The organism is Methylobacterium jeotgali (genome assembly GCF_022179345.1).
Taxonomy (GTDB): domain Bacteria; phylum Pseudomonadota; class Alphaproteobacteria; order Rhizobiales; family Beijerinckiaceae; genus Methylobacterium; species Methylobacterium jeotgali.
This window is the reverse complement of record NZ_BPQR01000015.1, coordinates 39,868-60,784: the sequence shown is the minus strand read 5'-3', so window position 1 is coordinate 60,784 and position 20,917 is coordinate 39,868. Positions and strand designations below refer to the sequence as shown.

Below are 20,917 nucleotides of genomic sequence, written 5' to 3'. Positions count from 1 at the left end.
GCCGGCATCGGCCTCGCGGCCGGCCTGACCGACCCGAACGCCGGTCTCGGCGCGGTGGGCGGCTACGCGGCCCTCTCCAACTACACGAACCTCGGCGGTCAGCTCACCGTCTTCACGCTGCCGAACTAATCGGTCGCAGGTTCGCAGAAATGTGAGGTGCCGGCACGGCTTCCCGTGCCGGCACCTTCGTATTAAAGACGTTCTAATAAGGCTCCGCGGCTAGAACGGCCCAGGAAAATGGGAACGACCTTCAGGGAGAAGATACTCTTGCTCAACCTCAGCACTTTCGTCCTGCGGCCGCTCACGGCCGCCCTCGCCCTAGCAGCCGTCAGTGCGGTTGCCGTACATGCTGAGGATGCCAAGCCCGCCGATTCCGCCCTCGCCAACTCCCTCAACGCCGACGACAAGACGGCGGAGAAGGACGACAAGGTCCTCGCCGCCGCGGCCGCGGTGAAGGACGACGGCGGCAAGTACCGCGACAAGGACGGCAACCCGACCTTCCACGTCACCAACAACGGCAAGAAAGTCGACTGGTACCTGTACTCCGGCTACCGTCGCTACCATGCCGAGTGCCACGTCTGCCATGGACCGGACGGCATGGGCTCGACCTACGCCCCCGCTCTGAAGGACTCGTTGAAGCACCTCGGCTACGAGGAGTTCATCGGCATCCTGGCCGGCGGCAAGCAGGACGTGAGCGCGTCCGAGCAGAAGGTCATGCCGGCCTTCGGCGACAACAAGAACGTCATGTGCTACGCGGACGATCTGTACGTGTACCTGCGGGCCCGCGCCGCCGGCGCCTGGGGCCGTACGCGGCCCGGCGACAAGGAAGAGAAGCCCGAGGCCGCCAAGACGGCCGAGAAGGAGTGCCTGGGCGGCTGATGACCCGCTTCAGGTCGATCCCGGTCCTCGCGCTCCTGGCCTTCGGGCCGGGGGCGCGGGAGGCCTCCGGCCAGACGATGCCGGACCTCGTCACCGCCGACGTGCTGCGGGTCTGCGGCGATCCCGGCAACATGCCGTTCTCCGAGCGCAAGGAGGACGGCTTCGAGAACCGCATCGCGGCGATCGTCGCGGACGAGCTCAAGGTGAAGGTGCGCTACTACTGGCTCCAGCAGGGGCCGGGCTTCGTGCGCAACACGCTGGGCACCGGCCTCTGCGACCTGATCGTCGGCTCCGCCTTCGGCAGCGACATCGTGCAGAGCACGAACCCCTATTACCGCTCCGCCTACACGATCGTGACCCGCCGGGGCACCTTCGAGGGGCTCGCCCGCATCGACGACCCGCGCCTCAAGGGCAAGGCGGTGGGCGTCATCGCCGGCACGCCCCCGGTCAACCGGCTCGGCGATCTCGGCATGATCGGCAGCATGAAGGCCTACGCGCCCTACCAGCTCGATCCCGCCCGCAAGCACCAGACGGTCGCCGCCGAGATCGTCTCCGACCTCGCCGAGGGCAAGCTCGACGCCGCGATCCTGTGGGGTCCCTCGGTCGGCTGGCTGGCCAAGCGGAGCGGCGTGCCGATGGAGGTGACGCCCCTCCTCCAGGAGCCCGACCGCCCCTCCATGACCTACCGGATCGCCATGGGCGTCCGCCACGGCGAGAACGACTGGAAGCGCAGCCTCAACACGATCCTGCGCAAGCGGCGCGCCGATATCGAGGCGGTGCTGCGCGAATACGACGTGCCGCTCCTCGAGGACGAGGGCGACAAGCTCCTGGAGCCGTCCCGGTAGGCGAGCCGGTGGAGACCGCCCCTCAGGCCTCGGCCCCGCGGACGTCCTCCCCGAAGAACATCGCCACCGCTTGCGCCACCACCGGCTTCTGCCAGGCGTGGGGGCCGTCATACTCGACATAGGTCACGTCGTAGCCCGCCTCCCGGAGCTTGGCGGAATGGGCGCGGCCGCTGCGGTCGATGGGGATCTGCTCGTCCTTGGTCCCGTGGGAGAGGAAGACGCGGGGCGCGCCCGCCTGCATCTGCACCGACATGAAGCCCGCCGAGGACACGATGAGGTGGGTCACGAACTGCCCGTTGGTGAGCCCCAGGGAGAGCGTGTAGCTGCCCCCGTCCGAGTGGCCCGCGAAGACGAGCCGCTCCGGATCGAGGAGGAAGCGCGCGGCGACCTCGGCGAGCGCCGCGTCGAGGCGCTGCCGGTCAGGCCCGTTGCCGGCGATGACGATGTCCCAGGTCGGGAACAGCGACTGCGGCACCAGCAGCAGGAAGCCGCGCGCCTGCGCGTGCTCGGCCAGCATCGGCAGGATCTTCTCGGCGCTGCCGCCGCCGCCGTGGAAGAGCACCACGAGGCTCGTCGGGCGGCGCGGATCGACGCGCTCCGGCACCAGCAGCATCGCGTCCCGCTTCTCGAACAGGCCGAGCGCATGCAGCCCCGGCGGCAGCGGATCGCGGTCCGGCAACCGGTGGGCGAAGTCGAGGCGGCCGAAGAGGTGCGGGTCCATCATGCCCGCCAATCTAGGGCAGCCCGCCGGGATTGAATACGATTCTCGGCGGCCGCCTCATGGCCTCGCGGATCATGCGACCCGCCGGTCGGTCGAGCGCAGCTGCGCCTCCTGCGTGCGGGCGCCCTGTGGACAACAACCGTTCCCGCTCGCGATGTCGTGAACGTTCACCCGTTCCTAACCATCGAACTGTAACTGGACATTGCGGTCCCGTTCCGGAGTTTTGCTGTGGCCTCGAACTACATCCCCACCGATCCTCTGTTCGATGCGCAGTGGCATCTGCGCAATACCGGGCAGGACATCATGGGTCTACCGCAGGCCTCCGGCACCTATCGGAACGACATCAACGTGACCGGCGTCTGGCCGGACTACACCGGCAAGGGCGTCGTCGTCGGTGTGTTCGACGACGGATTCCAGACGCAGCACCCGGACCTCGCGCCGAACCTGCTGCTCAACAAGTTCTACGACCTGAGGACGCATAGGCCCGGCACCACCGACGGCTCCCACGGCACGGCCACCATGGGCCTGATCGTGGCGGCGCAGAACGGCCAGGGCGTCGTCGGCGTCGCCTACGGCGCCAAGGGCATCGGCTACACCTCGCTCGGTCCCACGGACACGGAGAACTACATCGAGGCCGCGCCGCGCGCGCTGATGGACGGCGTGGACGTGCTCAACAACAGCTGGGGCTTCACGAACACCGGCAACGATCCCTTCGGCCTGCGGGATCAGCAGAAGTTCTTCGCGGGTGCGCATATCAGCCTCGTCGAGCTCGGACGGAACGGCCTCGGCACCGTCAGCATGTTCTCGGCCGGCAACGACCGCGAAAAGTTCGCCAACACCCTCTACTCGCCTCTGACGAACTCGCCCTACGTCACCGTCGTGGCCGCGGCCAACGCGGACGGCACCGTCTCCTCCTACTCCACGCCCGGCCCGAACGTTCTCGTCGCCGCGCCGGGAAGCGGCAACGGACTGTATACCGGCCGTGCCAACGAGGTGCCGAGCATCGTCACCACCGACCTCCTCGGCACCGCGGGCTCCAACAAGTTCAAGGACGGCGACTACACCAACGTCCTCGACCCGCAGCCCGCCATCGAAAGGGCCAGCTACGGCTTCAACGGCACCTCGGCCGCTGCACCGATCGCCACGGGCGTGGTGGCGCTGATGCTGGAAGCCAATCCGAGCCTCGGCTACCGCGACGTCCAGGAGATCCTGGCCTACAGCGCCCGCACCCCCGCCGGCGTGACGACCTGGAACACCAACGGCGCGACCGACTGGAACGGCGGCGGCCACCTCTTCAACAGCGATCTCGGCTTCGGCCATGTCGACGCCCTCGCGGCGGTGCGTCTGGCCGAGACCTGGGGCAAGCAGAGCACCTTCCAGAACCTCGCCCGTGAATCGGCGCTGCTGACCGCCCCCGGCGGATCGACGGTCAATGCCAACGACACCGTGAAGTTCACCGCCTCCTTCCAGGAGCCGCTGAGGGTTCAGCACGTCTCCGTCACTGTCGAGATGGGCAGGGACAACTACCCGATGGACTTCGGCGAGCTCACGCTGAGCCTCATCGGGCCGGGAGGGCACACGGCCACCACCTTGATGGCGCCCACCGCCAACTTCTCCGCTATTCCGGGCACCAGGTTCAGCTACACCTTCGACTCGGTGCAGAACTGGGGCGAGCTGAGCACCGCCGGACCCTGGACGCTGAGCGTCACCAACGGCAGCGGGACGCAGCCTGTGGACATTCTGGCCAGCATCACCCTGCTCGGCGACAGTGTCACCGCGGGTCAGACCTTCGTCTACACCGACGACTACGCCCGGCTCGGCGCCTCCGACGCCTCCCGCGCCGTGCTCTCTGCCCCCTCGGTCGGCCCGCACACGCTGAATGCCGCCGCCGTGACCGGCGACACGGTGGTCGATCTGACGAAGCACGCGGCCAGCATCGCCGGGGTCGACATCCGCATCGGCGACAGCATGAAGTTCGCCTCGCTGATCACGGGCGACGGCAACGACACCCTCGTCGGCGACGCCTCCGACCAGATCTTCATCGCAGGGCGCGGCATCAACACCATAACCGGCGGCGGCGGTAGCGACACCCTCCACCTGCTCAGGGGCATCGCCGACTACAGCCTGCTGGCGGCCGGCACCACCTCGGTCCTGGCCGGCAGCGAGAGCCGCGACAGCTTCACCGGCATCGCCAAGCTCCAGTTCGCCGACGGCGCCCTGACGCTCGGCAGCAACCCCCTCGTCGACGACGTCTACTACGCGCGGACCTATGCCGACGTGTACGCGGCCGGCGCCGGCGCCGACGCGCACTATGCCGATTACGGCTGGCACGAAGGGCGCAACCCCAACGCCTTCTTCGACACCCGCGCCTATCTCGCCGCCTATGGCGACGTGAAGGCCGCCAACGTCGATCCGCTCACGCACTATGACGCCCAGGGCTGGCGCGAGGGACGCGACCCCTCGGCGAGCTTCGACACCAGCCTCTACCTCGCGCGGAATGCCGACGTCGCCGCCGCCGGCGTCGACCCGCTGCTGCACTACCTCGAGTACGGGCAGGCGGAAGGGCGCAAGGCGATCCCGGTCGTGGACGGCGCGCACCTGAGCAACGGCTTCGACGCCACCTTCTACCGTCTCGCCAACCCCGACGTGGCGGCGGCCGGCGTCGATCCGCTCACCCACTGGCAGCAGCACGGCGAGGCGGAGGGCCGCAACCCCAACGCCTTCTTCGACACCCGCTACTACCTCTCGCACAACGCGGACGTGGCGGCGGCCGGCGTCGATCCCCTCGTCCACTATCTCCAGCACGGCTGGCAGGAGGGGCGGGACCCGTCGAGCCACTTCAACACCAGCGCCTATCTCGCCCAGTACACCGACGTGGCGGCGGCGGGCGCCGACCCGCTGCTCCACTTCCTCGAGTACGGCATCAGGGAGGGGCGCTCCGGGTTCGGCGACCTGATCTGAGCCGCCGGGCGGCCCGCGACCGCGAGGCGCCTCTCGGAACGCACGCCCCCCGACAGCCTCGAGAGCCCCCTGCGCCGATCTCCCGATCGCGCAGGGGGCTCTTCCCGTTTCGGGGAGCCGACGTCTCCGGCCGCTCGTCTCGACGCACGTTGCTCGCCGGCGGCGTGCGGACCGCCGACCGGCGCTCCGACATCTGCCGACCCTGCACGCCGCCGCGGAACCCGCGCCGGGCTCGCCCGTTGACGCTTCATTGGACTTATTCTAAATAAGAACAGCGACGGGCAACGGCCTTCCCCCGCCCGGCACCACACGGAGAATTCCCATGGCTTCCACCCAGAACGCGTCCTGCCAGAGCTGCCGCTTCTTCGACGAGCACCAGCTCAACGGCGGCCAAGCCTCCGGCGACCAGGGCCTCTGCCGCTTCAACCCCCCGGTGAGCCAGCCGGCTCCCGAGTCGAAGGGCCTGTGGCCGGTCGTCGCCGCGAAGGACTGGTGCGGCCACTTCAACGCCGAGATGACCGCCGCCGAGTGATCGGCGCCGCCCGGATCGTCCAGGGTTGATCGAGGGGCCGGCGCGTGAGCGCCGGCCCCTTTCGCGTTGGCGGGTCAGTGCCTTCGACGCACCGGTCATTGCCGCGTCGTCATGATCCCGACACCTTCACGGCCGATTGCGCGGGCGGATTTCGGCGCATCCGCGCGGAGCGGGTCCGCCCCGGCCGCCCCGCGGCCATCGAGGGAGTTTTCGTATGATGTCTCGACCGGTCGGTGCTCTCGCCGCACGCCTGGCCTCGCCGCTCGTCGCTCTCGTCGCCTTCGCGGCCCCCGTGCTCGCGGCCCCCGCCGGCGATCCGACCGGAACCTGGCTCACCGAGGACGGCCGCGCCCGCATCCGCACGGAGAAGTGCGGCCCCTCCGAGAAGAACCTCTGCGGCTACGCGGTCTGGCTGAAGGTGCCCCTCAACGAGGAGGGCAAGCCCCGCGTCGACAAGTTCAACCCGGACCCGAAGAAGCAGACCCGGCCCTCACTCGGGCACCAGATCATCCTCGGCCTCAAGCTCAACGGTGACGGCAAGTACGAGGGCAAGATCTACAACGCCGACAACGGCAAGAGCTACGACGTCACGGTCTGGTCGGAGCAGCCGACGGAACTTTCGGTGCGCGGCTGCATGCTCGCCGTCCTGTGCGGCTCGCAGACCTGGACCCGCGTGACCGACACGCTGCCGGGCCAGCTCGCCGGCCCGACCAACGGCGCGAACGGTCCTCGCGCGGACGCGGAATGGGCACCGAAGCCCGCCGGCGCCACGGCAGCGGGCACCACCCCGAAGCCCGCGCCGAAGCCCGCCGCCGCCCCCAAGGCCGCCGCCCCGGCTCCGGCGGCGGAGTAGGACCGGCGCCGCTCCGGCGGGCCGGCTCAATCCGTGAGCGCGGCATAGGCCAGCACCCTCAGCTCGCGTCGGATCGGCAGGGCGGACGAGGGCACGAGCTGGGTCAGGAGGACCACCGAGAGGTCCTCCGCCGGGTCGATCCAGAAGGCCGTCGAGGCGACGCCGCCCCAGGCGGCCTCCCCGGGCGAGCCGAGGATCTGGGCGCGCGCCGGGTCGAGCATCACCGAGACGCCGAGCCCGAAGCCGATACCGCTGTAGGACGACTCCGCGAAGCGCGGCGTGCCCATGGCGGCGAGGTCGCCCGGCAGGTGGTTGGCGAGCATCAGCGCGACGCTCTTGCGCCCGAGGAGCCGCACGCCGTCGAGCTGGCCCCCGTTCAGCAGGAATCGGCAGAAGCGGAGATAGTCGGCCGCCGTCGAGACGAGGCCGCCGCCGCCCGAGGCGATGGCGGGCGGGGACGCATAGGCGGTCTCGACGCTGTCGTCGTAGAGCTTCAAGCGGCGCTCGCGGTCGTAGATGTAGTTCGCGGCGAACCGCGGCAGCTTGTCAGCCGGTACATGGAAGTCGGTGTCGGCCATGCCGAGCGGGCCGATCACACGCTCCCGCAGGAAACTCGCGAAATCGATGCCGGAGACCACCGCTACGAGATGCCCGAGCACGTCGGTGGCGACGCTGTAGTTCCACTCCTCGCCGGGCTGGGCCAGCAGCGGCAGGCCCGCCAGCCGCTCCACGACCTCGGCGAGGCTCGCGTCCCTGCGGTGGAAGTCGATGCCCTCCCGCCGGTAGATCTCGTCGGCGAGCGTCGCCTCCATGAAGCCGTAGGTGAGGCCCGCGGTGTGGGTGAGGAGGTCGCGGATCGTGATCTCGCGCCGCGCGGGTTCTGTCTCGGGCCGGGCGCGGTTGCCGCCGGTCAGGACGCGCATCCCCGCGAACTCCGGCAGGAGGCGCGTGACGGGGTCGTCGAGCTGGAAGCGGCCCTCCTCGTAGAGCATCATCACCGCCACCGAGGTCAGCGGCTTCGTCATCGAGTAGATGCGCACGATGGTGTCGTCCGCGAAGGGCCGGCCGCGGGCGAGGTCGCTCCGCCCGTGGGCGCGGAAGAAGCCGAGGCGCCCGCGACGCTCCACCGCCACCGACAAGCCGGCGAGGCGCCCCTCGTCCACGAGCCGGCGCATCCAGCCGTCGATGCGCTCGAGACGCGCCGGACAGAGGCCCAGCGCGCCGGGATCGTCCACCACCGCCAGAGCCGGATTCGTCATGGATGCTCTCCTCGCGAGGGGAGCGGTGTAGCGGCGTCCGGCCCCAGGCGCCAAACCGGACCTGCGGCAAAAACCGCGCGGTCGGCGCCGTCTTTCGCCGGGCCGGCCTCCCCTTCGGCCGGAAACGCTCTAGCCTTGCCGCCGACAGGAGATCTCCCTTTGCCCGACACCACCGCGCTCTTCCTCGATTTCGACGGCACCCTCGTGGAGATCGCCCCCCGCCCGGACGCGGTGCGGGTCGATCCCGACCTGGTGCCGACCCTGGAGCGCCTGCGCGAGCGCCTCGGCGGGGCTCTCGCGATCGTGACCGGGCGCCCGATCGAGGTGATCGACGATTTTCTGGCGCCCGCCCGCTTCGACGTGGCCGGCCTCCACGGCGTCGCCCTGCGGCGGGGCGGCGTCGTCCTCGGCGCCGGCGCGGAAGGCCACCCGGCCCTGCGGGTCAAGATCCCGGAGCTGGAAGCGCGGCTCGAAGGGCTGGAGGCGGTGCTGATCGAGGACAAGGGCGCCTCCGTCGCCGTACACTGGCGCCTCGCGTCGGAGCGGGACGCGGAGCGGGCGCAGGCCGCCGTCGAGGCGGTCGCCGCCGAGCTGGCGGGCGCCTACCGGCTCCAGCTCGGCAAGGCGGTCGGCGAGATCGTGCCGGCGACCGCGACCAAGGCCGCGGCCATCCGCACCTTCCTGGAGACGCAGCCTTATGCGGGGCGCCGCCCGGTCTTCCTCGGCGACGACCGCACGGACGAGATCGCCTTCACCAGCGTCAACAACGATGGGGGCATCAGCATCCGCGTCGGGGCCGGCGAGACCGTGGCCCGCAAGCGCCTGGGCGATCCGGTCGCCGTCCGCGCGACCCTGCGGGCCTGGGCGGAGGGCGCGCCGATCGATCCGGACGCCCTGGCCGACGCCTGAGAGCCACCCGAAGAAGGAGAAGCCCGGATGGTCGCGTTCCCGGTCCTCGTGGGAGACATCGGCGGCACCAACGCCCGCTTCGCGCTGGTGGAGGAGAAGGGCGCCGCTCCGCGGCTCCTGTCCCACGAGGCGACGGTCGACCATCCCGACCCGTCGAGCGCGGTCCGGGCCTCGCTCGCCAAGGACACGACCGGCGGACGGCCGCCGCGCTCGGCGATCCTCGCCGTCGCGGCGCGTGTCGACGGGCCGAGGGTGCAGCTCACCAACGCCCACTGGGTGATCGAGGGCGAGCGGATCGGCCGCGACTTCGGCCTGGAGAGCGCCGTCGTCGTCAACGACTACGTGCCCGTAGCGGCCGGCGCCGCCGGCATCGCCCCGGACGACCTCACGCCCGTCGGCCCCTGCCCGAAGGAGCAGCCCGGCGGCGCCCGTCTGGTGCTCGGGCCGGGCACCGGCTTCGGGGCGGCCGCCCTCGTGCCCTACGCCGACCGCCTCGCCATCGTCTCGACGGAGGCCGGGCACACCGATCTCGGGCCGAGCAGCGAGGCCGAGGCGGCATTCTGGGGCGCCATCGAGCGGGTCGAGGGCCGCGTCACCGTGGAGACGCTGCTCTCCGGCCCCGGCCTCGCGCGCCTGCATCAGGCGGTCGCGAGCCTGCGCACCGGCCGCCCGCCCGAGAAGCTCGACCCCGCCGCCGTCACCGAGCGGGGTCTCTCGGGCGAGGACCCGCATGCGTCCGAGGCGTTGGACCATTTCGCGACCCTGCTCGGACGGGTCTGCGGAGACCTGGCGCTGACCTTCCTCGCCACGGGCGGCGTCTATATCGGCGGCGGCATCGCGCCGCGCATCCTGCCGGTGCTCGGGAAGGGCGGCTTTCGCCGGGCCTTCGAGGCCAAGGCGCCCTTCGCGGCGATGATGGAGGCGGTCCCGACGAGCGTCATCACCGTCCAGGACCCGGCCTTCAACGGCCTCGCAGCGCTCGCCAGCGAGAGCGACCGCTTCGTCTACCACGGGCAGGTCTGGCGGGCGGGGTAGACCTCACGCCGCCGCCAGGGGCTTCGAGACGCTCTCCAGCGACTTGCCCTCGGCGGCCGTGCCCCAGATGCCGCCGACGACCGCCGCCACCGCCATCAGCGCCGCGCCGATCAGGTAGCCGACGAGCACCCAGTCGCGGGAGCCGCTCTCGACGAGCGCCCCGAACAGGAGCGGCCCGGAGACGCCGCCGACCCCGGTGCCGATGGCGTAGAAGGCGGCGATGGCGAGCGCCCGGATCTCCAGCGGGAAGGTCTCGGCGACGGTGAGGTAGGCCGAACTCGCCGCCGCGCTCGCGAAGAAGAACACCACCATCCACACCGCCGTCTGGCCGACCGGGCCGAACACCTCGATCTTGAACAGGTAGCCGGCGCCCGCGAGCAGGACCGCCGAGATCGCGTAGGTGAAGGCGATCATCGGCCGCCGGCCGACCGTGTCGAACAGCCGCCCGAGCAGCACCGGCCCGAGGAAGGAGCCCAGCGCGAAGGGCAGCAGGTACCAGCCGACATGCCCGCCCGGCACGCCGTAGAAGCGCTCCAGCACCAGGGCGTAGGTGAAGAACAGGGCGTTGTAGAAGAAGGCCTGGGCGATCATCAGCACGAGGCCGACCACGGTCTGCCGCCGGCTGGTACGGAACATGGCACCGGCCACCTCCGAGAGCGGCGTGTGGCTGCGGACCGTGAGGCGCAGGCGCTTGCCCTCATCCACCGGCGGCAGGGTGATCCCCTCGTCGGTAAAGCGCTTCTCGATGCCGGAGACCACCCGGCCGGCCTCCGCGGCATAGCCGTGGGTCGCGAGCCAGCGGGGGCTCTCGGGGATCCAGGAGCGCAGCAGGAGGATCACGAGGCCGATGCCGCCGCCGATGAAGAAGGCGATGCGCCAGCCCCAGGTCGGGTCGATCCACTCGGGGCGCAGCAGGGCGATCGAGAGGAAGGAGCCCAGCGCCGCGCCGATCCAGAAGGAGCCGTTGATGACGAGGTCCGTCCAGCCGCGCACGCGGGCCGGGACGAGCTCCTGGATGGTCGAGTTGATCGCGGTGTACTCGCCGCCGATCCCCGCCCCGGTGAGGAAGCGGAAGAGGCAGAAGCTCCAGATGTTCCAGGAGAGGCCCGTGGCGGCGGTGGCCGCGAGGTAGAGGGCCAGCGTGATGAAGAACAGCTTCTTGCGCCCGATCCGGTCGGTGAGCCAGCCGAAGCCGAGCGCTCCCGTCACGGCGCCCACGAGATAGGAGCTCGCCGCGAGCCCGACGTCGAACTCCGAGAAGGACATCGGCGGCTGGCGCAGCGCCCCGACGAGGGCGCCGGCCAGCGTCACCTCGAGGCCGTCGAGCACCCAGGTGATGCCGAGCGCCACGATGACGAGGACGTGGAACCGCCCCCAGGGCAGGCGGTCGAGCCGGGCGGAGATGTCGGTGTCGATCACGGTGCCGGGCGCGACGCGCTCCGGGGCTTCGGCGCCGGCCTCTGTCCTGCTCGTCATCGACTCGTTCACCCTGAGTTCGAAGTTCTGTTCAGAAGGCGGCATCGGAAGCCGCCGATTCGGCAGTGGCTTACCGGCCTCGGGCTTCACTTAGGGCGCTCCTCCGGGATCCGCCCTCATGAACGCTCCGTTTCGCCTCACCCTCCTTCTCGCCTCGAGCCTCGGCGGCTTCGCGGTGGCGCCGATCCAGGCCGCCGACGCGACGCTGACGCCGGGCCGGCCCCTCCTGACGACGGGGGTGGCCGAGCATTGGCGCCTGCGCCCGGCGGCGCCCGTGCCGGTGCCAACGGCGCAGCCTTTCCGGAACGAGCGCCCGGCCGGGCCGATCCCGGACGAGCGGCGCAACGTGCGCCTCGTCTATCCGGCGCTCGTCGAGAACCGTTAGAGGCCCGATCTCGGGTCCGCCGCGTCCGCCAGCGCGTCGCCGAGGCGGTTGAGCGCCACGAGCGTCGCGACGAGGAAGCCCGCCGGGCCGGCGAGCATCCAGGGTGCGGACTCGATCGCCCGCGCGCCCTCCGCGACCAGCACGCCCCAGCTCGTCTCGGGCTCCTGCACGCCGAGGCCGAGGAAGGAGAGGAAACTCTCCAGCAGGATCACCCGCGGCACCAGCAGCGTCGCGGCCACGATCACCGGCCCGAGCGCGTTCGGCAGGACATGGCGGGTGACGAGGCGCAGGCCCGAGACGCCGAGCGCGCGGGCCGCCCTGAAGAAGTCCCGCCGGCTCAGCGCCAGGGTCTGCGCGCGCACGAGGCGGGCCATGTCGAGCCATTCCACGGCGCCGATGGCGATCAGGATGAGGATCAGGCCCGGCCGGAAGAGCACCACCAGCACGATCACGAAGAACACGAAGGGCAGGGCGTAGAGCACGTCGACGGCGCGCATCATCGCGGCGTCGACGGCGCCGCCCGCGAGCCCCGCGGTGGCGCCCCAGGCGATGCCGAGACCCCCGGCGACGAGGGTCGCGACGAGCCCCACCACCAGCGAGATACGGCCCGCGACGAGGATGCGGGTGAGGAGATCGCGCCCGTGGATGTCCGTGCCGAGGGGGAAGTGCAGGCGCCGCACGGGCACCTCGACGGTCAGGCGCCGGCCTCCGTCCTCGCGGGCGACGACCCGCGGCGTTCCGAACAGGTCGGAGCGGGGCAGGTAGACCAGGGCCCGCTCGTCGACGCCGCCGGGCGCGGTCAGAACGAGCCGGAGGCGGCCGTCGCGCTCCTCGACCTCCGCGAGCGCGGCGCGCATCCGGAAGGCGATCCGCTCCAGCGCCGGCCTCAGGGTCGTGGGGGAGGGCTGGGCGGTCAGGCTCGGGGGGAGCTGGCGCAGGTCTGGATAGGCGCGCTCCGGCGCGCGGCCGGTGAGCCGGGGGCCGAAGAGGCAGGCAAGCGCGATCAGAGCAAGCACGACGAGGCTCGCCCGGGCGCTCCCGCTGCGGACGAGGCGATGAGCCGTCCGGCCGCGGGGCGCGGGGAGGGCGGCCCCGCTCATGCGTCCGGCCGCAGGCGCGGGTCGAGGAGGGCGGCGGCGAGGTCGGCGAGGATGTTGAAGAGGATTACGAGGGCGGCCACCAGCAGCACCGTGCCCATCACCAGCGTGTAGTCGCGGTTGAGCGCCCCTTCCACGAAGTAGCGGCCGATGCCGGGCAGGCCGAACACCGTCTCGACCACGACCGAGCCCGTCAGCAGCCCCGCCGCCAGCGGCCCGAGCAGCGCCACCACCGGCAGCAGCGCCCCGCGCAGGGCGTGGCGCAGGATGCGGCCCGGTGGCAGGCCCATGGCGCGCTGCGTGCGCACGGGCTGGGCGCGCAGGGTCTCGGCGAGCGAGGCGCGGGTCAGCCTCGCGATGGCGCCGATCTGGGGGAGCGCCAGGGTCAGCACGGGCAGGACGAGGTTTCGCGGCGCGCCGCCCTCCCAGCCGCCGACCGGCAGCAGCCTTAAGCCGAGTCCGAAGACGATCTGGAGGAGCGGCGCCGCGACGAAGCTCGGCACGGAGAGGCTCAGGGCCGCGAGCCCGCCGACGAGACGGTCGGCGAGGCTCCCCCGGCGCAGCGCCGCGAGGCTGCCGAGGCCGATCCCGAGGGCGAGCGCGAGAAGGAGGGCGAGGGAGCCGAGCGTCAGCGAGACCGGCAGGCCACGGGCGAAGAGATCGGCGACGGAGAGGTCGCGATGGGAGAAGGACGGCCCGAGGTCGCCCCTGAGCAGGGCGGCGAGATAGCCGAGATACTGCTCGGGGAGCGAGCGATCGAGTCCGTAGACCCGGCGCAGGTTCTCCATGGCGGCGGGCGCCAGGGGCCGCTCCAGGTCGAAGGGCCCGCCGGGGGCGAGCCGCATCAGGAAGAAGCTCACCGTCGCGACGACGAGGAGCGTCGGTACCCCTTGCGCGAGCCGCCGGAGCGCCAGGCCGATCACGCCGAAAGCCTCAGGAAGCGGGTCGGTGCGACGTTGCGCAGGTTCGGCCGGTAGCCCGAGAGGCGCGGCGAGACGAGCGCCTTCGAGCGGTAGTGCATCAGGGGAATCCAGGGCAGCTCGCCGAGGAGCAGGCGCTCGGCCTGGGCCAGCGTCTCGGCGCGGATGGCGAGGTCGCGCTCGCCCTCGGCTCGGGCGAGCAGGGCGTCGTAGGCGGGGTTGGCGTAGCGGCCGGGGTTGAGCCCGTCGTTGCCGCCGCGCAGGAGGAAGAGGAAGTTCTGCGGGTCCGAGTAGTCGGCGATCCAGGACATGCGGGCAACGTCGAAGTCGCCCCCGTCGCGCAGGTAGGCGAAGTGGGTCTTGGCGTCGGTGGCGGTGAAGCGCGTCGCGATGCCGAGGCCGCGCCACATGTCGGCGATGGCGACCGCCGTGGCGCGGTTGTTGTCGCTGTTGTTGAAGCGATACTCGATCGTGAAGCCCGGCCCGATGCCGGCCTCCCGCAGGAGGCGCATCGCCTCCGCCTCGTTGTCGATCGGGGCGGCGGCGCGTCCCTCCGTCTCGGGGGGCGTGCCGTAATGGTCGAGCCCCGGCGGGCAGAGCGAGTAGGCCGGCGCCATGGTGCCGCCCCAGATGCCCTCCGCGAGGTACTCCCGGTCGATGGCCAGCGAGAGGGCGCGGCGCAGGCGCGGATCGTCGAAGGGCTTCTTGCGGGTGTTGACCGCGAGCGCCAGGACGCCCAGCGCCGGCCCGAGGATCACCTGGTCGCCGAAGCGGCGGCGCAGGGCCGCGATCTGGTCGCCGGGCAGGTCCGCGAGGGAATCCAGCTCGCCCGCCGCGTAGCGCCGCACCGCCCCGGCGAGGTCGGGCGTCGGCACGAAGGCGACGCGGGCGATCGGCGGCGCCTCGCGGAAATGCGGGTTGCGGACGAGCGTGATCCGATCGTTCGGCACGCTCTCCTCCAGGCGATAGGGCCCGTTGGAGACGAGGTTGCCCGGCCTCGCGAAGGCGTCGCCGAAGCGGGCGAGGCTCGGGCGGTGCACCGGCATCGAGGTCTGGTGGGTGAGAAGCTCGAGGAGGTAGGGGGTCGGCTTGTCGAGGGCGATCACCACCGTGCGCGGATCGGGCGCCGAGACGCCGAGCGCGTCGGGGGGAACCTCGCCCCGGTTGACGGGCGCGGCGTTGCGGATCGGGAACAGGACTTCGGCGTACTTCGCCGCCGTCTCCGGCCGCAGGATGCGGCGCAGGGCCTCGACGAAGTCGGCCGCCTCGACCGGATCGCCGTTCGACCAGCGTCCGGCGGCGCGCAGGTGGAAGGTGTGGGTCAGGGCGTCGTCGGAGATCGCCCAGCGCTCGGCGGCGCCGGGGATGATAGCGCCCGTATTGTCGTAGGTGAGCAGCCCCTCGAAGAGGTCGCGCAGGATATGCGCCTCGGCGACCGTCGAGGAGCGGTGCGGGTCGAGGGTCTCCGGGTCGGCGTCGTTGCCGCGCCGGTAGAGGGGGGCATCCGCCTGCGCCGGCCGCGGAAGGCCGAGCCCGCAGAGCAGCGCCGCGCCCGCCCCGAGCCAGTCGCGGCGGGCGAGAGGCATCCCCTCAGGCGCCGGTCTCGGCGGTGAAGCCCGCCGCCTGGATGCCCGCCATCGCGCAGATCTCGTCGTTGTCCGAGGTGTCGCCGGAGACGCCGACCGCGCCGACGAGCCGGTCGCCGTCGCGGATCAGCACGCCGCCGGCCACGGGCACGAGGGCGGCCGGCCCGACCAGGTGGCTCACGGCGGCGACGAACTGCGGCTGCGCCTCGGCCCTTGCGGCGATGGCGCGGGAGCCGAGGCCGAGCGCCAGGGCGCCGTTGGCCTTGCCGGAGGCGATCTCGACCCGGCGGAGCGAGGTGCCGTCCTCCGCCTGGACACATTTCAGAGACCCGCGGGCATCATAGACCACCACCGCGAGGGGCTTGAGCGCGTGCCCGCGGGCGGTCGCGAGCGCGGTGTCGACGATGGTCTTTGCGGCGCGCAGCGTCAGCTCGGACATCGCGGTCCTCTCGGGTTCTGGATCGGGGCCGCGCGGGAAGGGTAGAAGGCGGCCGATGCGTCGGGCCATCATCCATATCGGAATGCCGCGGACGGGGTCCACCTCCTTTCAGGGGCTGCTGGCGCGGGTGCGGGCGCGCCTCCCGGAGGCCGGAATCCTCTATCCCGAGCTAGCCCCGGCGGACCTGCCCGAGGCCGCGCGGGAGGCGCTCAACGTCAACCACCAGGCGCTGGGTGAAGCCCTCGACGGGCGGCGTCCGGGCCGTCGGGCGGCGCTCGCGCAACTCTCCGAGACCCTGGCGGCGACGCAGGCCGACACCGTCGTGCTGTCCTACGAGGATTTCGCGGTCCAGAAGCCTTCTCTCGGCGTGCCGGCGATGCTGGCGGAGGTCTTCGCCCGGCACGGCTTCGCGCTGGAGGCGGCGATCGTGGTCAAGCCGCCCTTCGAGCAGCTGAACTCGGCCTACGCGCACCGCGCCCAGCTCGCGGAGGAGTTCCGCGACTTCCGCGGCTTCGGGCGCCTGCTCTGGCGCTCCCGGCGCTTCGACTACGGGGCCCGCCTCGCGCCCTGGCGGGCGGCGGCGCGGGGCCGGGTCACGGCGACGCCGCTGCGGGACGGGCGCTCCGGCGCGCCGCTTCTCGAACGGCTGCTGCGCGACCTCGGGCTCTGGGAGCGGCTCGCCCCCCTCGTGCCCGACGACGCGACGCGCCGGACCGACAACCGCTCCTCCGGCCCGCTCGCCGTCGAGGCCTCCCGGCGGCTGCGGCGGATGCGCGTCCACCGGCAGGTGCCGGGACATCCCCGGATCATCGGCCACGTCATCGACGAGGCGGCCTGGTCGCGGGGGCTCGACACCGAGAGCTTCCGGGGCGACGCGCCGGAGATCCGGGCCCGGATGGAGGCGCGCTTCGCCCCTCTCAACGAGGCCTTCGCGCGCGACCTCTGGGGCGCCTCCTGGGAGAGCGTCGTCGCGTCGGCGGCCCGCAAGCCCCCGAACGAGATCGCCGGCCATCCGACGAGCCCGGAGCAGGAGGCCCAGATCGCGCTCCTGATGCACGAGGCCATCGCCCGCTTCGGCTTCCGCCGGCCACCGCCCTGGCGGCGCCTGCCGGCGGAGCTGTTCGAGCGGGCGGGCGACGAGATCGCCTGGCGGACGGGCTACTCGCGGTGGAAGGTGGTGTGAGGCCGCTCAGCCCGTCGCGGCCTCGATCTCGCCGCTGAGCGACAGCCACTCCTCCTCCGCGCCCTCGAGCGCGGCCGCGGCCTCGGCGCGCATCCGGGCGAGGTCTCCGGCCTTGGCGGCGTCCTGGCGGAAGGCGCTGCCGTCGCCGAGCGCCGCGTCGATCTTGGCGATGGCCGCCGAGAGCTTGGCCATGCGCGCCTCGACGGCCTCCAGGCGCTTGCGAAGCGGAGCCAGCGCCGCCCGGCGCTCGACGCCCTGCCGGCGGGCCTCCGCCTGACGGCCGCCGCCGGGCTCAGCTTGGCCCGCATCCTCCCGCTCGGGGCCGGCTAGGACGAGGCGGCGGTAATCGTCCATGTCCCCGTCGAAGACCTTCACCGAGCCGTCCGCGACGAGCCACAGCCGGTCGGCGCAGGCCTCGATTAGGAAGCGGTCGTGGCTGACGAGGATGACGGCGCCCTCGTAGTCGTTGATCGCCTCGACGAGCGCCTGCCGGCTCTCGATGTCGAGGTGGTTCGTGGGCTCGTCGAGGATGAGCAGGTGCGGGCCGGAGAAGGCCGCGAGCCCCATCAGCAGCCGCGCCTTCTCGCCGCCCGAGAGCTTCTCGACCGGCGTGTCGGCCTTGGTGGCGCCGAAGCCCAGCCGCGCGGCGGCCGAGCGCACGCGGGCCTCGGGCGCGTCCGGCATCAGGTCGCGCACATGGGCGACGGCGTTGTCGCTGGGGCGCAGCTCGTCGAGCTGGTGCTGGGCGAAGTAGGCGACCTCCATTTTCGAGGAGCGCCTCAGCTCCCCTGAGAGAGGCGGCAGCCGCCCGCCGATCAGCTTGCAGAAGGTCGACTTGCCGTTGCCGTTGGACCCCAGCAGCGCCACCCGGTCGTCGGGGGCGAGCGACAGGTTCAGGCCCTTCAGCACGATGCGCTCGCCGTAGCCGGCGTTGACCCGCTCCATGGCGACGATCGGCGGGGAGAGGGGCCGCTCCGGGCTCGGCAGGTGGATGACCGGCACGTCGTCCTCGATCAGCACCGCGATCGGCTCCATCCTGGCGAGGCGCTTGACCCGCGACTGCGCCTGCCGGGCCTTGGTCGCCTTGGCCTTGAAGCGGTCGATGAAGCTCTGGAGATGGGCGCGCTCGGCCTCCTGCCGGGCCTTGGCCTTGGCCTGGAGCACGCGCTTCTCGGAGAGCTGCCGGGCGAAGCTGGAGTAGCCGCCCCGGTAGATCGCGAGCTTGCCCCGGTCGAGGTGGAGGATGTGGTCGACGCTCGTGTCGAGCAAGTCCCGGTCGTGGCTGATGATGATCGCCGTGCGCGGGTATCTCTCCAGGTAGTCGTAGAGCCAGAGCGTGCCCTCGATGTCGAGATAGTTGGTGGGCTCGTCGAGGAGCAGCAGGTCGGGCTCGGAGAACAGCACGGCGGCCAGCGCCACGCGCATCCGCCAGCCGCCGGAGAAGTCCGAGCAGGGGCGCGCCTGCGCCGCCGCGTCGAAGCCGAGCCCGTGCAGGATCGCGGCGGCCCTCGCCGGGGCGGAGTGGGCGTCGATATCGACCAGCCGGGTCTCGATCTCGGCCCGGCGCACCCCGTCGGCGCCCTCGGCCTCGGCCATCAGCCGGGCGCGCTCGGTGTCGGCGGCGAGCACCACGGAATGGAGCGTCTCCGGCCCGGCGGGGGCCTCCTGCGCCACGGCGCCGATGCGCATGCCCTTCGGCATCGCGACGGCGCCGGTGTCGGTCGGCAATTCGCCGAGGATCGCCCGGAACAGGGTGGTCTTGCCGGCCCCGTTGCGCCCGACGAGGCCGACGCGGGCCCCGTCGGGGATCGTGAAGCTCGCGCCGTCGAGGATCAGGCGCTCGCCGATGCGGTAGGTGAGGTCGTTGACGCGCAGCATGGCCGCGTTCTGGCCGGGCGCGGGCCGGGGGGCAAGCGCGATCCCCTGCGCGATCCCCTCACACCAGTTCCCAGGCCTCCGTCCGCTCCATCAGCCGGGCGACCAGGGCGTGGTTGACCTCGTGGCCGATATGGGCGCCCGTGAAGCGGCCGTGGATCGGGTGGCCGGCGAGGGAGATGTCGCCGACGAGGTCCATCAGGCGGTGGCGCACCGGCTCGCCCGGCATCCGCATGCCACCGACGACGCGCCCGCCGACCAGCGCCGCCGTGGTGCGGAAGCTCGCGCCCCGCAGCAGGGGTTTCCGGGTCACGAGCCCGTAGAGCTTGGCCGGCAGCGCCCATTTCAGCCGCCCGAAGCTGCGCGAGGGCGCGAGCTCGGCGACGAAGCGCTCGGGCGTCACCTCCCCCTCCCATTCCATCGCGCCGAAATGGGCCAGCGAGAGCGAGCCGGAGAGGAACAGCCCCTCGGCCGGCTCGACGCGAAGGAAGCGGCGGCCGTCCCGGAACTCCACCGGCTCCCGGACCCGGATGACCCGGCGCGGGGCGTCGAGCTCCCGGCGCCCGGCCTCGAGGATCGCCGCGCACCAGGGCGCGGCGCTGCCGTCGAAGATCGGCAGCTCCTCGGCGTCGGTCTCGACCAGCGCGTTGTCGATCCGCAGCGCGGAGAGCGACGCGAGCAGGTGCTCGACGGTGCGCAGGAGCGGCCCATCCGGCGTCTTCAGCGCCGTGCAGAGCGGCTGCGAGACGCGGGCGCGCCAATCGGCCGTCACGGAGACGACGCGACCGCCCTTGAGAGTGCGGCGGAACAGGATGCCGGTGTCGGCGGGGGCCGGGGAGACCCGGACATGCCCGTGCCCGGCCGTGTGCAGCCCGCCGCCCTCGGCCTCGAAGGGCGCAGCCAGCGTCGCCTGCGGTTCGGGTGCGCGCCCGCTCATAACGAAGCCCCACTCTCCGGCCTCGCGCCGTTCGTCCGCCGGGCGGATAGACGAGGCGGCGGGGCAGGGGAAGCGGCGGCCGCGACACACCGGGATTCTGCGAAGCCCGACAGGCGCTTCATCCACCCCGAACCGCCGCGCTTCGACTTGACCCCCGTCCGGCCGCCCGGCACGATCCTCGGAGGGACGGAACAATCCTCCGCGACTGCGGACGGGGACGGGGGCCACGTGCCCTGCGTCACGCCGGACGGGGAATGGCCGTGTCAATGGGGCCGCCGACGCGGGACCGGACGATCGAGAGCGATCCGGCGGCGGCGGTGCGGGGGCGTGTTCGATGGCGCGGCTGGGGACCATTCCGTTCTTCAAGGATCCGGGGATCGACCTCGGACCCTTCGAGACGCGCTGCCACTGGCGGCGCTTCGACGAGAACGAGGTGCTCGTCGACTTCGACGACGTCTCGACGGACGTCTACTTCCTGGCCCAGGGCGAGGTGCGCATCCTCAACCGGACCCAGTCCGGCAAGGAGGTGATCCTCGGCGAGATGCGCGGCGGCGCCTTCTTCGGCGAGCTCGCGGCGCTCGACGGGGTCGGCCGCTCGGCCAACGTCACCGCGCTCACCCGCGGCGAGGTCTGCGTGGTGCCGGCGAGCGTCTTCCGGCAGATGGTGTTCGCCTCAGAGAGCATCGCCGACCGGCTGTTCCGCCTGCTCACCAAGCGGGTGCGCGAGCTGAACACCCGCCTCATGGAGCACGCGCTCCTCGACCTGCGCCACCGGCTCTACGCGGAGCTGCTGCGCCTCTCTGTGCCGCGCACCGGCGGGGGCGACGAGCGGGTCGTGACCCCGCCGCCCTACCACCACGTGCTCGCCGCCCGCATCGGCTGCCGCCGGGAGCAGGTGACCCGCGAGTTCACGGTGATGGCCAACGAGGGACTCGTTGACCGCACCCGCGGCGCCCTGGTGCTGCGCCGGCCGGACCTTCTGGAAGCGCGGGTCGCCGAGGCCCTGCGCGAGGACAGCTGAGGCT

19 protein-coding genes are annotated in these 20,917 nt (G+C 72.1%); 10 read left to right on the top strand and 9 right to left on the bottom strand.

Translation table 11 applies throughout. The features are described 5' to 3' along the window. Window positions 1-267: 267 nt before the first annotated feature. Together MFF04_RS04930 and xoxJ are read left to right on the top strand one after the other, a co-directional pair. Entirely contained in the window at window positions 268-879 is a 612-nt protein-coding gene (locus MFF04_RS04930; RefSeq protein WP_283206346.1) for a c-type cytochrome, methanol metabolism-related, read from the top strand. After that, window positions 879-1,724 (top strand): rare earth element methanol dehydrogenase accessory protein XoxJ, encoded by an 846-nt coding sequence (gene xoxJ, locus MFF04_RS04925; RefSeq protein WP_238274348.1) that lies wholly within the window; start codon window positions 879-881, stop codon window positions 1,722-1,724. Before MFF04_RS04930 ends, xoxJ begins: the two co-directional genes overlap by 1 nt. Before the next feature lie 22 nt (window positions 1,725-1,746). Here xoxJ and MFF04_RS04920 read toward each other — a convergent pair whose 3' ends face one another. After that, window positions 1,747-2,448 carry an alpha/beta hydrolase gene (locus MFF04_RS04920; protein ID WP_238274347.1) on the bottom strand — a complete coding sequence of 234 codons (702 nt, stop codon included), beginning with the start codon at window positions 2,446-2,448 and terminating at the stop codon, window positions 1,747-1,749. A 225-nt stretch (window positions 2,449-2,673) separates the two neighbouring features. Between MFF04_RS04920 and MFF04_RS04915 the strand changes: the two genes are divergently transcribed. From MFF04_RS04915 to MFF04_RS04905, 3 genes are all read left to right on the top strand, one after another. After that, window positions 2,674-5,406 (top strand): S8 family peptidase, encoded by a 2,733-nt coding sequence (locus MFF04_RS04915; protein WP_238274346.1) that lies wholly within the window; start codon window positions 2,674-2,676, stop codon window positions 5,404-5,406. Between the two features lie 322 nt (window positions 5,407-5,728). Further along, entirely contained in the window at window positions 5,729-5,938 is a 210-nt protein-coding gene (locus MFF04_RS04910) for a hypothetical protein (protein ID WP_238274345.1), read from the top strand. Between the two features lie 214 nt (window positions 5,939-6,152). Continuing rightward, a complete protein-coding gene (locus tag MFF04_RS04905; protein ID WP_238274344.1) occupies window positions 6,153-6,791 on the top strand; it encodes a DUF2147 domain-containing protein in 639 nt (212 codons plus the stop codon). A 26-nt stretch (window positions 6,792-6,817) separates the two neighbouring features. Here the strand turns inward: MFF04_RS04905 and MFF04_RS04900 are convergent, their stop codons facing one another. Next, complete coding sequence (locus tag MFF04_RS04900; protein WP_238274343.1) at window positions 6,818-8,050, bottom strand: serine hydrolase domain-containing protein; 1,233 nt, start codon at window positions 8,048-8,050, stop codon at window positions 6,818-6,820. Window positions 8,051-8,209: 159 nt separating this feature from the next. On the opposite strand from MFF04_RS04900, the gene otsB reads away from it, so the two are divergent. Next, complete coding sequence (gene otsB, locus MFF04_RS04895; protein ID WP_238274342.1) at window positions 8,210-8,959, top strand: trehalose-phosphatase; 750 nt, start codon at window positions 8,210-8,212, stop codon at window positions 8,957-8,959. A gap of 27 nt (window positions 8,960-8,986) precedes the next feature. After that, entirely contained in the window at window positions 8,987-9,994 is a 1,008-nt protein-coding gene (locus tag MFF04_RS04890) for a glucokinase (RefSeq protein WP_238274341.1), read from the top strand. Window positions 9,995-9,997: 3 nt separating this feature from the next. Here MFF04_RS04890 and MFF04_RS04885 read toward each other — a convergent pair whose 3' ends face one another. Beyond that, window positions 9,998-11,470 (bottom strand): MFS transporter, encoded by a 1,473-nt coding sequence (locus MFF04_RS04885; RefSeq protein WP_238274340.1) that lies wholly within the window; start codon window positions 11,468-11,470, stop codon window positions 9,998-10,000. Between the two features lie 118 nt (window positions 11,471-11,588). Between MFF04_RS04885 and MFF04_RS04880 the strand changes: the two genes are divergently transcribed. Further along, window positions 11,589-11,855: a hypothetical protein gene (locus MFF04_RS04880; RefSeq protein ID WP_238274339.1), complete on the top strand. Its 267-nt coding sequence runs from the start codon at window positions 11,589-11,591 to the stop codon at window positions 11,853-11,855. Here MFF04_RS04880 and MFF04_RS04875 read toward each other — a convergent pair. The 4 genes from MFF04_RS04875 to MFF04_RS04860 are packed head-to-tail and all read right to left on the bottom strand — an operon-like array spanning window position 11,852 to window position 15,897. After that, window positions 11,852-12,955, bottom strand: a complete 1,104-nt coding sequence (locus tag MFF04_RS04875) for an ABC transporter permease (protein WP_238274338.1) — start codon at window positions 12,953-12,955, stop codon at window positions 11,852-11,854. The genes MFF04_RS04880 and MFF04_RS04875 overlap by 4 nt on opposite strands. Then, window positions 12,952-13,875 carry an ABC transporter permease subunit gene (locus MFF04_RS04870; protein WP_238274337.1) on the bottom strand — a complete coding sequence of 308 codons (924 nt, stop codon included), beginning with the start codon at window positions 13,873-13,875 and terminating at the stop codon, window positions 12,952-12,954. Before MFF04_RS04870 ends, MFF04_RS04875 begins: the two co-directional genes overlap by 4 nt. After that, window positions 13,872-15,458 carry a peptide ABC transporter substrate-binding protein gene (locus tag MFF04_RS04865; protein ID WP_238274336.1) on the bottom strand — a complete coding sequence of 529 codons (1,587 nt, stop codon included), beginning with the start codon at window positions 15,456-15,458 and terminating at the stop codon, window positions 13,872-13,874. The genes MFF04_RS04870 and MFF04_RS04865 overlap by 4 nt, the downstream gene beginning before the upstream one ends. Before the next feature lie 4 nt (window positions 15,459-15,462). After that, window positions 15,463-15,897, bottom strand: a complete 435-nt coding sequence (locus MFF04_RS04860) for a GlcG/HbpS family heme-binding protein (RefSeq protein WP_238274335.1) — start codon at window positions 15,895-15,897, stop codon at window positions 15,463-15,465. Between the two features lie 55 nt (window positions 15,898-15,952). Between MFF04_RS04860 and MFF04_RS04855 the strand changes: the two genes are divergently transcribed. Next, window positions 15,953-17,080, top strand: a complete 1,128-nt coding sequence (locus tag MFF04_RS04855) for a hypothetical protein (protein WP_238274334.1) — start codon at window positions 15,953-15,955, stop codon at window positions 17,078-17,080. A 6-nt stretch (window positions 17,081-17,086) separates the two neighbouring features. On the opposite strand, the gene MFF04_RS04850 is transcribed toward MFF04_RS04855, so the two are convergent. After that, window positions 17,087-18,958 carry an ABC-F family ATP-binding cassette domain-containing protein gene (locus tag MFF04_RS04850; RefSeq protein ID WP_238274333.1) on the bottom strand — a complete coding sequence of 624 codons (1,872 nt, stop codon included), beginning with the start codon at window positions 18,956-18,958 and terminating at the stop codon, window positions 17,087-17,089. A 58-nt stretch (window positions 18,959-19,016) separates the two neighbouring features. After that, window positions 19,017-19,892, bottom strand: coding sequence for a UDP-3-O-acyl-N-acetylglucosamine deacetylase (locus MFF04_RS04845; RefSeq protein WP_238274332.1), 876 nt, complete (start codon window positions 19,890-19,892; stop codon window positions 19,017-19,019). Between the two features lie 334 nt (window positions 19,893-20,226). Between MFF04_RS04845 and MFF04_RS04840 the strand changes: the two genes are divergently transcribed. Beyond that, window positions 20,227-20,913 (top strand): Crp/Fnr family transcriptional regulator, encoded by a 687-nt coding sequence (locus MFF04_RS04840; RefSeq protein ID WP_238274331.1) that lies wholly within the window; start codon window positions 20,227-20,229, stop codon window positions 20,911-20,913. Window positions 20,914-20,917 lie beyond the last annotated feature (4 nt).

Excerpts from the sequence above, each read along its gene's own strand:
- xoxJ (WP_238274348.1), top strand. The coding sequence starts at position 879 with ATGACCCGCTTCAGGTCGATCCCGGTCCTCGCGCTCCTGGCCTTCGGG.
- MFF04_RS04920 (WP_238274347.1), bottom strand. The coding sequence starts at position 2,448 with ATGATGGACCCGCACCTCTTCGGCCGCCTCGACTTCGCCCACCGGTTG.
- MFF04_RS04910 (WP_238274345.1), top strand. The coding sequence starts at position 5,729 with ATGGCTTCCACCCAGAACGCGTCCTGCCAGAGCTGCCGCTTCTTCGAC.
- MFF04_RS04905 (WP_238274344.1), top strand. The coding sequence starts at position 6,153 with ATGATGTCTCGACCGGTCGGTGCTCTCGCCGCACGCCTGGCCTCGCCG.
- MFF04_RS04900 (WP_238274343.1), bottom strand. The coding sequence starts at position 8,050 with ATGACGAATCCGGCTCTGGCGGTGGTGGACGATCCCGGCGCGCTGGGC.
- MFF04_RS04890 (WP_238274341.1), top strand. The coding sequence starts at position 8,987 with ATGGTCGCGTTCCCGGTCCTCGTGGGAGACATCGGCGGCACCAACGCC.
- MFF04_RS04885 (WP_238274340.1), bottom strand. The coding sequence starts at position 11,470 with ATGACGAGCAGGACAGAGGCCGGCGCCGAAGCCCCGGAGCGCGTCGCG.
- MFF04_RS04880 (WP_238274339.1), top strand. The coding sequence starts at position 11,589 with ATGAACGCTCCGTTTCGCCTCACCCTCCTTCTCGCCTCGAGCCTCGGC.
- MFF04_RS04875 (WP_238274338.1), bottom strand. The coding sequence starts at position 12,955 with ATGAGCGGGGCCGCCCTCCCCGCGCCCCGCGGCCGGACGGCTCATCGC.
- MFF04_RS04865 (WP_238274336.1), bottom strand. The coding sequence starts at position 15,458 with ATGCCTCTCGCCCGCCGCGACTGGCTCGGGGCGGGCGCGGCGCTGCTC.
- MFF04_RS04860 (WP_238274335.1), bottom strand. The coding sequence starts at position 15,897 with ATGTCCGAGCTGACGCTGCGCGCCGCAAAGACCATCGTCGACACCGCG.
- MFF04_RS04855 (WP_238274334.1), top strand. The coding sequence starts at position 15,953 with ATGCGTCGGGCCATCATCCATATCGGAATGCCGCGGACGGGGTCCACC.
- MFF04_RS04850 (WP_238274333.1), bottom strand. The coding sequence starts at position 18,958 with ATGCTGCGCGTCAACGACCTCACCTACCGCATCGGCGAGCGCCTGATC.
- MFF04_RS04845 (WP_238274332.1), bottom strand. The coding sequence starts at position 19,892 with ATGAGCGGGCGCGCACCCGAACCGCAGGCGACGCTGGCTGCGCCCTTC.
- MFF04_RS04840 (WP_238274331.1), top strand. The coding sequence starts at position 20,227 with ATGGCGCGGCTGGGGACCATTCCGTTCTTCAAGGATCCGGGGATCGAC.